11 protein-coding genes and 1 pseudogene are annotated in these 12,437 nt (G+C 72.5%); all 12 read right to left on the bottom strand.

What is annotated here, in order from left to right; translation table 11 throughout:
* Positions 1-88: 88 nt before the first annotated feature.
* The 12 genes and pseudogenes from LJ221_RS09035 to LJ221_RS08975 all read right to left on the bottom strand — a co-directional run bounded on the left by LJ221_RS09035 (position 89) and on the right by LJ221_RS08975 (position 11,991).
* The gene (locus LJ221_RS09035; RefSeq protein WP_241715243.1) at positions 89-775 is read right to left on the bottom strand and encodes a nitroreductase family protein; all 687 of its coding nucleotides are present in this window, start codon (positions 773-775) and stop codon (positions 89-91) included.
* Positions 776-917: 142 nt separating this feature from the next.
* The gene (locus LJ221_RS09030) at positions 918-3,110 is read right to left on the bottom strand and encodes a 3-hydroxyacyl-CoA dehydrogenase NAD-binding domain-containing protein (RefSeq protein ID WP_241715241.1); all 2,193 of its coding nucleotides are present in this window, start codon (positions 3,108-3,110) and stop codon (positions 918-920) included.
* A gap of 90 nt (positions 3,111-3,200) precedes the next feature.
* Entirely contained in the window at positions 3,201-4,427 is a 1,227-nt protein-coding gene (locus LJ221_RS09025; RefSeq protein ID WP_241715247.1) for an acetyl-CoA C-acetyltransferase, read from the bottom strand.
* A gap of 38 nt (positions 4,428-4,465) precedes the next feature.
* The gene (locus tag LJ221_RS23925) at positions 4,466-4,798 is read right to left on the bottom strand and encodes an acyl-CoA dehydrogenase family protein (protein WP_374228412.1); all 333 of its coding nucleotides are present in this window, start codon (positions 4,796-4,798) and stop codon (positions 4,466-4,468) included.
* 38 nt (positions 4,799-4,836) lie between these two features.
* A pseudogene (locus LJ221_RS23920) lies at positions 4,837-5,022 on the bottom strand (CoA transferase); the annotation flags it as partial.
* Between the two features lie 239 nt (positions 5,023-5,261).
* Positions 5,262-6,020 (bottom strand): GntR family transcriptional regulator, encoded by a 759-nt coding sequence (locus LJ221_RS23685; RefSeq protein WP_308314744.1) that lies wholly within the window; start codon positions 6,018-6,020, stop codon positions 5,262-5,264.
* 39 nt (positions 6,021-6,059) lie between these two features.
* Positions 6,060-6,776, bottom strand: a complete 717-nt coding sequence (gene deoC, locus LJ221_RS09000; RefSeq protein WP_241715237.1) for a deoxyribose-phosphate aldolase — start codon at positions 6,774-6,776, stop codon at positions 6,060-6,062.
* Between the two features lie 71 nt (positions 6,777-6,847).
* Entirely contained in the window at positions 6,848-7,303 is a 456-nt protein-coding gene (gene rbsD, locus LJ221_RS08995; RefSeq protein ID WP_241715234.1) for a D-ribose pyranase, read from the bottom strand.
* Positions 7,304-7,374: 71 nt separating this feature from the next.
* The gene (locus LJ221_RS08990; RefSeq protein WP_241715232.1) at positions 7,375-8,973 is read right to left on the bottom strand and encodes a sugar ABC transporter ATP-binding protein; all 1,599 of its coding nucleotides are present in this window, start codon (positions 8,971-8,973) and stop codon (positions 7,375-7,377) included.
* Complete coding sequence (locus LJ221_RS08985; RefSeq protein ID WP_241715230.1) at positions 8,973-9,995, bottom strand: substrate-binding domain-containing protein; 1,023 nt, start codon at positions 9,993-9,995, stop codon at positions 8,973-8,975. Before LJ221_RS08985 ends, LJ221_RS08990 begins: the two co-directional genes overlap by 1 nt.
* An 80-nt stretch (positions 9,996-10,075) precedes the next feature.
* A complete protein-coding gene (locus LJ221_RS08980) occupies positions 10,076-11,077 on the bottom strand; it encodes an ABC transporter permease (RefSeq protein WP_241715228.1) in 1,002 nt (333 codons plus the stop codon).
* Positions 11,074-11,991: a ribokinase gene (locus LJ221_RS08975; RefSeq protein WP_241715226.1), complete on the bottom strand. Its 918-nt coding sequence runs from the start codon at positions 11,989-11,991 to the stop codon at positions 11,074-11,076. The genes LJ221_RS08980 and LJ221_RS08975 overlap by 4 nt, the downstream gene beginning before the upstream one ends.
* Between the last annotated feature and the right edge of the window lie 446 nt (positions 11,992-12,437).

Below are 12,437 nucleotides of genomic sequence, written 5' to 3'. Positions count from 1 at the left end.
CGGACCACGGGAGAGGTGACGAGATCCAGCTCACCCCCGACCGCCCGTTCCCGGGTGACGGGGGTGAACGCGCCGCGGACCGGAGGCGTCACAGCCGCACCATGACCTGTTCCAGCTCCTTGCGGCGGATGTCGGGGACCTTCGCGTCGTCGGCCGGGTAGCCGACCGGGATGACGTACGCGGCGCGCTCCTCGGGCGGGCGGTCGCAGACCTCGTTGAGGAAGCGCATCGGGCTGGGGGTGTGGGTGAGGGTGGCCAGACCCGCCTGTTGGAGGCAGGCCAGCAGCAGGCCGACGGCGATGCCGACCGACTCCTTGGTGTAGTAGGGGCGCGGGCTGTGGGGCCCCTTGTGGACCTCGAAGACCACGATCACCGCGGGCGCGGTCTCCAGGAACGGTTTGCTCCAGTCGGTGCCCAGCGGCGCGAGGGCCTGGAGCCACTCGTCGGAGGCGCGGCGCCCGTAGAACTCCCGCTCCTCGGCTTCGGCGGCCTCGCGCAGCCTCGCCTTGCGTCCTGGGTCGGTGAGGACGACGAAGCGCCAGGGCTGGACGTTCGCCCCGCTGGGTGCGGTGGCGGCGGTGCGGACGGCCCATTCCAGGACGCCGTCGGGCAGGGGGCGGGCGGAGAAGTCGCGCACGGTCCGGCGGCGGGCCATCACGTCGTGGAAGGCGCGGGCGCGGCTCTCGGCCTCCTCGGCGGGGACGCGCGGCGGCCGGTGCGGGACGGTGGGGTACGCGGCAGACGGCTCCTCGGCAAGCCCATTGGCACGGTCCATACGCCGCAGCACAGCACACCCGCGGGCGATGGTAAACCCCGGGGCACGTCCGTTCCCGCGCCCTTCCGCCCTTCCGCCCGTCCGGCGGCGCACGGCGGGGGACGGGCGCGGGCGGGGGCCGCACAGGCCCCGCTCGGCGGGCCTACGCCGCGGGCGTGTCGGTGAAGGTCTCGCCCTTCTCCGCCTTCTCCACCAGCAGCGCGGGCGGTGCGAACCGGTCGCCGTAGCGCTCCTGGAGTTCGCGGGCGCGCGCCGTGAAGCCGGGCAGGCCGCCCTCGTAGCCGTTGATGTACTGGAGGACGCCGCCGGTCCAGCCGGGGAAGCCGATGCCCAGGACGGAGCCGATGTTGGCGTCGGCGACCGAGGTCAGCACGCCCTCCTCCACGCAGCGCACGCTGTCGAGCGCCTCGGAGAAGAGCATCCGCTCCTTCATGTCCGCAAAGGACACGGCGGCGCCCTCGCGGGTGAAGTGCTCGCGCAGCCCCGGCCACAGGCCCGCACGCCGGCCGTCGGCGTCGTACTCGTAGAAGCCGGCGCCGCCGCCTCGGCCGGTGCGGCCGAACTCGTCGACCATGCGGTCGATGACCGCGTCGGCCGGGTGCGGCTCCCAGGCGCCGCCCGCGGCCTCCACAGCGCGCCGCGCCTCGTCGCGGATCCTCCTCGGCAGGGTCAGGGTCAGCTCGTCCGTCAGGGAGAGCACCTTGGCGGGGTAGCCGGCCTGGGCGGCGGCCTGCTCCACGGAGGCCGGGTCCACGCCTTCGGCGACCAGCGCCACGCCCTCGTTGATGAACCGGCCGATCACACGGGAGGTGAAGAAGCCGCGCGAGTCGCCCACCACGATCGGGGTCTTGTTGATCTGCCGCACCAGGTCGAAGGCTCGGGCGGTGGCCTCGTCGCCGGTGCGCTCGCCCCGGATGATCTCCACCAGCGGCATCTTGTCGACGGGCGAGAAGAAGTGCAGGCCGATGAAGTCCCGCCGCCGCTTCACGCCCTCGGCCAGCGAGGTGATGGGGATGGTGGAGGTGTTGGAACACAGCAGCGCGTCGGGGCCGACGACGTCCTGGATCTCGGCGAACACCTCGTGCTTGAGGGCGGTGTCCTCGAAGACGGCCTCGATCACCGCGTCGCATCCGGCGAGGTCGGCGGCCTCGGCGGTGGGGGTGATGCGGGCCAGCAGCGCGTCGCGCTCGTCGGTGGTGGTGCGGCCCTTGGCCAGGGCCGCCTCCAGCAGGCCGGCCGAGTGCGCCTTGCCCTTCTCGGCGGCCTCGGCGCTCACGTCCTTGAGGACGACATCGATGCCGGCCTTCGCACAGGCGTGGGCGATACCCGCGCCCATCATGCCGGCGCCGAGCACGGCGACCTTGCGCACCTTGCGGGGTTCGACGCCCCGGGGGCGGCTGCGGCCGGAGTTGACGGCCTGGAGGTCGAAGAAGAACGCCTGGATCATGTTCTTGGCGGTCTGCCCGGTCGCCAGCTCGGTGAAGTAGCGCGACTCGATCGCCTGGGCGGTCTCGAAGTCGACCTGGGCGCCCTCGACGGCCGCGGCCAGGATGTTGCGCTGGGCCGGGTAGGGGGCGCCGCCCAGCTGCTTGGCGAGGTTGGCGGGGAACGCCGGGAGGTTGGCGGCGAACTTCGGGTGGGCGGGGGTGCCGCCGGGGATCCTGTACCCCTTGGTGTCCCAGGGCTGCACGGAGACGGGGTTGGCGTCGATGAACGCCCGCGCCCTTTCCAGCATCTCCTCGGGGGTGTCGGCGACCTCGTGGACCAGGCCCTTGTCCATGGCCTGCCTGGGGCGGTACCGCCGGCCCTGGAGGAGGACGTTCAGCAGGGCGTCGGCGATGCCCAGCAGCCGCACGGTGCGCACCACTCCCCCGCCGCCGGGCAGCAGGCCGAGGGTGGCCTCGGGCAGACCGATCCCCGAACCCGGGGCGTCGAGTGCGACGCGGTGGTGGCAGGCCAGCGCGATCTCCAGACCGCCGCCGAGGGCCGCGCCGTTGACGGCGGCGACGACGGGGACGCCGAGGGTCTCCACGCGGCGCAGGTCGCGCTTCATGGCCATGCCGCGCTCGTAGAGTTCGCGGGCCTGTTCGGGCCGCACGGCCAGCAGGTCGTTGAGGTCTCCGCCGGCGAAGAAGGTCTTCTTGGCGGAGGTGACGATGACGCCGCGGACGCTCTCGCGCTCGGCCTCCAGGCGGTCGGCGACGGACGCGAGCGAGACGGCGAACGCGGCGTTCATGGTGTTGGCGGACTGGGCCGGGTCGTCCAGGGTGAGGGTGACGACACCGGTGTCGTCCTGCTCCCAGCGGATGGTGGAGGGGGCTGCGGGGGCTGCCATGGTGGGTTTCGGTCTCCGTTGAGGTCTGGCTGCGTCGGAAGGTTCGTTTCGTACGCCGCCCGGGGCGGGCACGGGGCCGGTCGGGGCCGGTCAGAGCCGTTCGACGACGGTGGCGATGCCCATGCCGCCGCCGACGCAGAGCGTGGCCAGGCCGTAGCGCAGACCGCGGCGCTCCAGCTCGTCGACGAGGGTGCCCAGGATCATCGCGCCGGTGGCGCCCAGCGGGTGGCCCATGGCGATGGCACCGCCGTTGACGTTGACCTTCTCCATGGGCAGGCCCATGTCGCGCACGAAGCGCAGGACGACGGCCGCGAACGCCTCGTTGATCTCCACCAGGTCCAGGTCGTCGACGGTCAGCCCCGCCTTGGCCAGCGCCTTGCGGGAGGCGGGCGCCGGGCCGGTGAGCATGATGGTCGGCTCGGAGCCGGAGACGGCGGCCGAGACGATCCGGGCGCGGGGGGTGAGGCCGTAACGCTCGCCGGTCTCGCGGCTGCCGACGGCCACCAGCGCGGAGCCGTCCACGATGCCCGAGGAGTTGCCCGCGTGGTGGACGTGGTCGATCCTCTCCACCCAGTGGTATTTCTGCAGCGCCACCGCGTCGAAGCCGCCGGCCTCGCCGATGGTGGCGAAGGAGGGCTTGAGGGAGGCGAGGGAGTCGGCCGTGGTGCCCGGGCGCATGTGCTCGTCGCGGTCGAGGACGACCAGGCCGTTGCGGTCGGTGACGGGGACGACCGAACGGTCGAAGCGTCCTTCCTTCCAGGCGGTGGCCGCGCGCTCCTGCGACATCGCGGCGTACTCGTCCACGTCGCGGCGGGAGAAGTCCCCGATGGTGGCGATGAGGTCGGCGCCGATGCCCTGGGGGACGAAGGCGGTCTCGAAGCTGGTCATCGGGTCCATGGCCCAGGCGCCGCCGTCGGAGCCCATCGGCACCCGGGACATCGACTCCACGCCGCCGGCCAGGACCAGGTCCTCCCAGCCGGAGCGGACCTTGGCGGCGGCCAGGTTGACGGCTTCCAGGCCCGAGGCGCAGAAGCGGTTCTCCTGGACGCCGGCGACGGTGTCGGGCAGTCCGGCGGCGATGGCGGCGGTGCGGGCGATGTCGGCGCCCTGGTCGCCCAGGGGGGTGACGACGCCGAGCACGATGTCGTCGACAGCGGCCGGGTCCAGGCCGGGGAAGCGGCGGCGCAGCTCGTGGATCAGGCCGACGACCAGGTCGATCGGCTTGGTGCCGTACAGGGCGCCGCCGGCCTTGCCGCGCCCGCGCGGGGTGCGGATGGCGTCGTAGATGTACGCGTCGTTGCTCGCGTGGGTCGTCACGGTCGAGGATGCCTTCCGGAAGGGAGTGGGGCGGGGGATCAGGAGAGCGGGGAACGGCCGATGCTCTCCTTCATGATCTCGGTCGTGCCGCCGTAGACGGTCTGGACGCGCCCGCCGGTGAACGCCCTGGCGACGGGGTACTCGCTCATGCAGTCGTAGCCGCCGTGGAGTTGCGGGCAGCGGTCGGCGGTGCGCCACGCCTCGCGGTCGACGGCGCCCTCGCGCTCCCGGCGCTCGTAGTGCGGCAGCACCTCCCGTTCCGGGAAGGCCCGGACCGTCCGCCGGAAGGCGTCGTGGTCCTCGGGGAGGATCTTCCGCTTCGTCCTGGACCTTCCCGTCGTGGGCCGGACATGAGCGCGGGCAGGTCCCAGTCGCGGGCCACCTCGGCGGCGTCCGCGCCGGGTACGGCGGGCGGGAGGCGCAGCGCGCCGGGGCGGCCGACACGGACGACATCGGCGCCGGGGCCGGGGTCGGGGTCGGGGTCGGGGTCGGGGTCGGCCAGGAGCATCGCGGCGAACGGGCCGGGGCCGATGCCCGCCAGTTCCACCACCCGCACTCCGGCGAGCGGGCCGGGGCCCGTGCCTGCCGCTGCCATCCGGTCTCCAACCGTCCGGGCCGCCGCACCGCGACCATATGACACCAATGATGCGACACCGGCGATGCTAAGAACACGTTCCACTCTCCACAACCCCTCGCGGGCCCGGACGCGGAACGCTGTGCCCGTGCCCCGCGCCGTACCGGACCCGGCCGTACCGGAGGGCCCGTGTGCCGAAGGACCGTCCCTTCCGGCGGCGGTCCTTCGGCACACGGGGCGGAACGGGTCCGCCGCCGGCCTCATCTGCGCTGCAGCAGCGAGGTGACGCGCAGGCGACCGCTGTGGATCCACACGTCCGAGTACTCCACCGGCCGGTCGTCGGCGAGGTAGGTGACCTGCTGGAGGTACTGCACGGGGGCGCCCTCGGCCAGCGACAGGGCCTGTGCGACCTCATCCGAGGCGGCCTCCGCGCCGAAGGTGCGGCGGGCCGAGGCGATCTTCAGGCCGTAGGCGCCCTCCAGCACCCCGAAGAGGCTGGAGGCCGTGAAGTCCACCTTCTCGATACCGGGCGCGAGATCGGTCCGTACGAAGTTGAACAGCAGGGCGACCGGCCCCTCCTCGGTGCTGCGCACCCGCACCAGGCGCAGCACCTGTGTGCCGGGGGCCACGTCCAGCAGGGCGGCGACCGGCCGGGGCGGCGTTATCAGGGAGCTCTCGCGCACCCTGGTGGAGGTGACGACGCCCTGGCTGGCGAAGTCCTCCGACAGGGTGCTGAGCTTCTGGGCGATGGCCGGCTCGATCACCGTGGAGGTGACGAACGTGCCGCGTCCGCGCACCTGCCGCAGCAGCCCCTCCTCGATGAGGGTCGCCAGGGCCCTGCGTACGGTGCCGCGGCTGACGCCGAACTCCCGGGCCAGCTCGGGTTCGCTCTTGAGGCGGTAGTGCGGCGGCCACTCGCCGCCGGCGATGCGCAGCCGGATGTGTTCCGAGATCTGGGCGTGGATCGCGGTGGGAACGTTGCGCCTGATGTCCGGGAGACCTCCCTCGTCGGCCGTCACGGTCACGCGTCTCCTCTCCGGTTGCGAAGTACTCGGCCGTCAGTAGCTGGTGGTCGAGTCGTCGGCGGCGTCGGCGATGATCGCCACACCGGCGCTGGTACCGAGCAACGAGGCCCCGGCACGCAGGAGTTCCAGGCCCTGACGGTAGCTCTTGATGGACCCGGAGGCCTTCACCCGAACGCCTTCCCGTGCCCGGTCGACAAGGTAGCGAACACTCGCCGGATTCGCGGTCTCGATCTGCCCGCTGCTGGCGTTCTTCAGGTAGGCCGCGCCCGCCTCCATGGCCAGTTCGACGGCGGCCTCCTTCTCCGCGTCGGTGAGCAGCGGCAGCTCCAGCATGACCTTGACCGGCAGGCCCGAGGCCCGTACGACGCCGGCGATGTCCTCCCGGAACTCGTCGTACATACCGCTCTTGAGCCAGCCGATCTGCACGCCGATGTCGAGCTGCGTCGCGCCCAGGCGGGCGATCTCGGCGGCCTCGGCCGCCTTGCCCGCGCTGGTCATGACGCCGACGGTCGGGAAGTCCAGGGCCGAGGCCACCTCGATCCCGGTGCCGCGCAGCTCGGCGGCCACGACGGGGACCCAGGAGGCGGGCACCATCGCGGCGTTGAAGCCGTGGGCGACCGCTTCCCGGGCGTGGGCGACCATGTCGTCGCGGGTGGCGTCCGGGTCGATTCTGGTGTGCTGGATGTAGGGCGCCATCTCGGCCGGGCTGAGCGCCGGTTCGGCGGTGGCCGCGGCAGTGGTGTCGGACATGCGGGTGTCTCCTGTGGTGGAAGCCGTGGTGGTGGCTTGTGGGTGGTGCGGCGGGCGGGCCGCCGCGGAGGTCAGAGCTTGGAGGCGTAGTGGTCCGGGACGACGACGCCCTCCCCGCCGAACCACCGGGGGACCTCGACGCCGCAGAACAGGCCGACGTTGCCCCACGGTTCGAAGGCCCCGGTGCGCACGACGACCTTGGCCCGGTGGGCCAGTTCGCCGAGCACCTCGGCGTGCGGACGCGTGGTGAACTCCGCGCCGGCGAAGCGCTCGCGCAGCCACTGGTCCAGCCGCGGGTTGTTGGACGGGACGTCCTCGGCGCGCACCACGCCCTCGACGACCAGTTCGTCGGCGATCAGGCCGAGCACGGTCCGCAGGTCCGGCAGGTTCTCGGCGATGGCGAGGTCGATGCGGTGCGCACCGCGGGGGACGGGGAAGCCCGCGTCCACGACCATCAGCAGGTCGGTGTGGCCGAGTGTGGCCAGGGCTCCGCTCAGTTCGGCGTTGAGGATGCCGGAGCGCTTCATGACGGAGGTCCTTTCCGAAAGAGTGTCAAAGATGTGGGGACCGGACGGGACGGGCGGGGGTCAGGCTGAGGTCAGGCGGCCGGTACCGCTCCGGTGGCCAGTGCCATGACCGATTCCTCGGTCGCCTCCGCGGCCTCGACGGTGCCGGCCAGGCGGCCTTCGCTCATCACCGCGATCCGGTCGGTCAGGGTGAGCAGTTCGGGCAGGTCGGAGGAGGAGCACAGGATCGCCAGGCCCTTCTGGGCCAGCTCGAAGAGCTGCTCGTAGATCTCGGCCTTGGCCCCGACATCCACGCCACGCGTGGGCTCGTCGAGGATCAGCACCCCCGGGTCGATCGCCAGCCAGCGGCCGAGTACGGCCTTCTGCTGGTTTCCGCCGGAGAGGCTGGTGATGGGCTGGCTCATGGTGGCGGTCTTGACCCGCAGCCTCCTCGCCTGCTCGGCGGCCTGCCGGTCCAGGGCCCGGCGGCGTACGAAACCGAGGCGGCTGAGCGGCTTGGTCATCAGCGCGCCGACGTTCTCGCCGACGCTCATGGTGGTCAGCAGGCCCTGGGCGCGGCGCTCGCCGGGGACGAACGCCAGGCGGCGCTCGACGCTGGCGATGGGGTCGCGCCGCTCGTAGGGCCTGCCCAGCAGCTCCACCGTGCCGCCGGTCCCCTTCTCGCCGCCGAAGATGTTGTGCAGCATCTCCACCCGGCCGGAGTCGGGCAGTCCGGCCACGCCCAGGATCTCGCCGGGGCGCAGCTCGAAGGAGACGCCGGTGTGCCGCCGCCCGCTCAACTCCCGCACACGCAGGGCCGGTTCCCCGGCGGGCCGGGCGGGGTGCTCCGCGCGGCGGGTGAGCTGCCCCAGCTCGCGGCCGACCATGGCGGCGACCGCCTGGTCGGGGGTGGTCTCGTCGCTGCGCCAGGAGGCGACGTGGGCGCCGTCCCGCAGCACCTCGATGCGGTCGGCCAGCCGGAAGACCTCGGGCATGCGGTGCGAGACGTAGAGCATGGTCGTCCCGTCCGCCTTGAGCCTGGCCATCAGCGCGAACAGCCGCTCGGCCTCGGCCGGGGTGAGCATCGCCGTCGGCTCGTCCAGGATCAGCACGCGGCAGCCCCGGGCGACGGAGCGGGCCACCACGACGAGCTGCTGGGTGGCCAGGTCCAGCGACCGCACGGGGGCGGACGGGTCCAGCCGCAGGTCCAGCGCTCGGAGGAGTTCGGCGGTGCGCTCCAGCATCCGGCGCCGGGAGGGGAACCAGCGGCTCCCCGGCTCGACGCCGCTGAGGACGTTCTCGGCGACGCTGCGGTCGGGCAGCAGTGACAGCTCCTGGGGGACGATCGCGACGCCGTGCCGGCCGAGCATGGTGCTCGGGTCGAAGGAGGTGACCTCCTCGCCGAACACGGTGACGCCGCCGTCGCTGGGCGGCTGGAGGCCGGCCAGGATCTTGAGCAGGGTCGACTTGCCGGCCCCGTTCTCCCCGAGCAGTGCGGTGACCTCACCCGCGGGGACGTCGAAGGAGACGTCGGTGAGGGCCCGCACCGGGCCGAAGCTGCGGGACAGGCCGCGGACGCCGACGGCCGGGACGGCCTCGCCGGAGGAGGCGCGGGAGTCGGCGGCGGAGGCGGTCTCGCGGGAGGTGGCGTTCTCGCGGGAGGTGGCGTTCTCGCGGGAGGTGGCGGTCATCAGTCCTCCACGGTCGCTTCGTCGAGGTTGTCCTGGGTGATGAACTGGGCTCCGGTGTCCACGCCCTCGATCTCGGTGCCCCCGGTGAGGAAGTCGTGCAGCACCTTCACGGCCTGGTAGCCCTGCTCGGAGGGGTTCTGGCTGATGGTGAAGTCCAGCACTCCCTCGTCGATGTACTCGGCCGTCCGGGTGAGGAGGTCGAAGCCGCCCATGGTGATGTCACCGGCATCGCCGGACTGCGCCACCCACTTGGCGGCGGCGGTCGTCGAGCAGCAGTCCAGTCCCGCGACCGCCACGACACCGGACTGGCCGGACATGGTGGACTCGACGGTGTTGTAGGCGGAGCTGGGCTCGTTGCCGACGTTCACCGGCCCGACGATCTCCAGGCCGCTGCCGTCCAGCCCCTCCTTGAAGCCGCCGAACCGGTCGTGCGACCAGCCGGCCCCGGTGTCCACGGAGAAGACGACGACCTTGCCCTCGTTCGTCCCGTCCAGTTCCTCGAGCAGCCGCTCGGCCTGGGCCTTGCCCGAGCCCTTGAGGTCCTGGCCGACGAAGCCCATCTGCTTGGAGTCGGGGTTGTCGGTGTTGAAGGAGATGATCGGGATGCCCGCGTCGTAGGCCTGGGCGATGACCGGCTTCAGGGCGTCGCTGGAGGCGGAGGAGACGGCGAGGCCGTCCACGGCCTCCTGCTGGATCAGCGTCTGTATCTCGGACACCTGCCGGGCGGCGTCACCGCCGGTGGGCCCGATGAGGGCGACATCGGCCCCCAGTTCCTCGCCCGCCTTCTCCATGCCCGCGCCGATCGGCGTGGCGAAGGCCAGGGACGGGTCGTGGTAGCTGAGCTTGATCCGCATCGGCTCGCCGTCGTCGATGCGCTGCTGGATGTGGGAGGCGAGTTCGAAGGAGCCGTCCTCGGAACCGCCGGAGTCGGCGGGGGCGACGGCGCCGCACGCGCTGAGGGTGAGGGTGGCGGCGGCGGCCGTCGCGGCGGCGAGGCCCCTGAGGAGGGTGCGAGCAGACATGTGCGTTCCTTGGGTGTGTTCGGGAATGTCTGGGGTGTTCGGGGACGCGGGCGTAGCCCGGGGACGCGGTGACCGGGCCCTCAGGCCCGGGTCTTGCGCCTGCGCTGCCAGGTGTCGGCCGCGACGGCGGCGATGATCACCAGGCCGGTGACGACGGTCTGCCAGAAGGAGGAGATCCCGTTGATGTTGAGGATGTTCTGGAGCAGGCCGATGAAGGCGACGCCGATGACGGTGCCCCACATGGTTCCGGAGCCGCCGAACAGGGCCGCGCCGCCGATGATGACGGCGGAGATCACCGTCAGCTCCAGCCCCTGGCCGGTGACGCCCTGCACGTAGGAGAGGAAGGACAGGCCGAGCACACCGGCGAGGCCGGCGGCGAAGCCGGAGAGGACGAACGCGGTCAGCTTGACCCGCTTGACGTTGACGCCGACCAGCCGGGCGGCCTCCTGGTTGCCGCCGACGGCGTAGGTGTTGAAGCCGAAGCGCGAGCGGGACAGCAGCACCACGCCGACGGCGGCGACGGCGACGAAGAAGACGAACTGCATCGGTATCAGGCCGAACAGCCGCCCCTGGCCCAGGAGGTTGAACTCCGCGACCCCGGGCTGGGAGGAGCTGAGGGAGATCGGGGCGCCGTCGGAGATCAGCAGGGCGATGCCGCGGAAGACGCTGAGCGTGCCGAGGGTGACGATGAACGACGGCACGCCGAGCACCACGACGGCCAGTCCGTTGAGCAGCCCGGCCAGCGCTCCCACGGCGAGTCCGGCGCCCATCGCCAGGGGCCAGCTCCAGCCGTCCGAGATCAGCATTCCGGTCGAGATCGCCGACAGCGCGTAGGTGGACCCCACCGACAGGTCGATCTCGCCGTTGAGGATGACGAACGTGGCGCCGACGGCCATGATGCCGATCTGCGCGATCTGCTGGCCGACCGAGAGCAGGTTGCCGGACTGGGCGAAGCCCGGAGAGAGGACGGTGCCCAGCAGGAAGAGCAGCACGAGAGCGGCGAAGACGCCGGACTCACGGGCGTGGAGCAGTCTGCGCAGCGGGAGGGAGAACTCCCTTGCGGGTGCGGTGGTCGAGGTCATGGGGTGTTTCCAATCCGGGCGTTCAGCTGGTCTCTGGTGGGCAGGGCGGGGATGACGCCGGCGATGGTGACGGTGTGGGCACCCGCCGCGGCGGCGAACTCCGCCGCCTGCCGCAGGTCCCGCCCCTCCGCGAGGGCGACCGCCAGCGCGGCGGTGAAGGAGTCGCCCGCGCCCGTGGTGTCGACGACGGCGCCGGCCGGGTGCGGCGGCACCCGCGTCACGTCGGAGCCCCGGGCGATCAGCGCGCCCTCGCCGCCCCGGGTGAGGACGGCCGCGCCTTCGGTGCGCTCGCACAGGGCCCGGACGAGGTCCTCGTCCCCGAGCCCGTGCTCGTCGCCGAGACCGAGGAGTACGGGGGCCTCGGTCTGGTTCGGTGTGATCACGTCGATGAGCGGCCAGGCGTCCTCGGGCAGCGGCCGGGCGGGCGCCGGATTGAGCAGGGTGGTGGTGCCGGCCTCGTGGCCCGCGCGCAGCGCGGCCACGACGGCCTCCTCGGGGATCTCCATCGAGACGACGAGGACATCGGCCGAGGCGATCTCGGCGCGGAACGGCTCGAGGGCCACCGCGTCCAGTTCGTCCAGGGCCCCCGGAGCGATGGCGATGCGGTTCTCGCCGGACGGCTCGACCAGGATGAAGCCGACCATCGTGGGGGCGCGGGCCGTCAGCACGTGCCCGGCCCCGACGCCCTCACGGCGCCACAGCTCGTGCGCGGCGCGGCCGAAGTCGTCGTCGCCCACGGCGGTCAGCAGGCAGACCTCGGCGCCCAGCCGGGCGGCGCCCACGGCCTGGTTGCTCCCCTTGCCGCCGGGGCCGGGGTCGAACACGCCGCCCGCCACGGTCTCGCCCGCCACGGGCGCCTTCGGGACCCGCATGGTGAGGCCGGCCCCATAGCTTCCGACAACTGCGATCTTCATCGACGCACCACGCCTTGTATGTGAACAACCATGAACAAGCGCGAGCGTAGGTACAGGGATGTCCCCAGTCAATAGGTTGCCGAGAAGTGAACGTGCGTTACGTTTCCGTGTCATCCGCCCGACCTTGACCCCGGCGCGGCGCGGCGCCCAGAAGCGGGTGGGCCCGTCACCCCGCCCCTGACACCCGGGCAGCACCCGCCGCCGCTACCACCGGCGCCCGAGGCCCGAGGTCCCGAGCCCCTTCGAGGCAGCCGTACCGATTGCCGTCCCTGGCCTCGGCGGGCCCGGCCGGCCCACGCCCTGCCGGGCGCGAGGCGTACCGCGCCTGTACCGACCGGACCGCTGCCACAAGGAGGTGAAGGCCGCCAGGGAACGGATGTCCTGTTATCACTCGTCGGCGGCGTGTGACAGGGGTGCGGCATGGCACCGCCGGGCCATGCGTGTTG

It is taken from the genome of Streptomyces sp. CNQ085 (assembly GCF_022614595.1).
In the GTDB taxonomy this organism is placed as follows: Bacteria; Actinomycetota; Actinomycetes; order Streptomycetales; family Streptomycetaceae; genus Streptomyces.
This window is presented reverse-complemented; position numbering and strand designations above follow the sequence as displayed.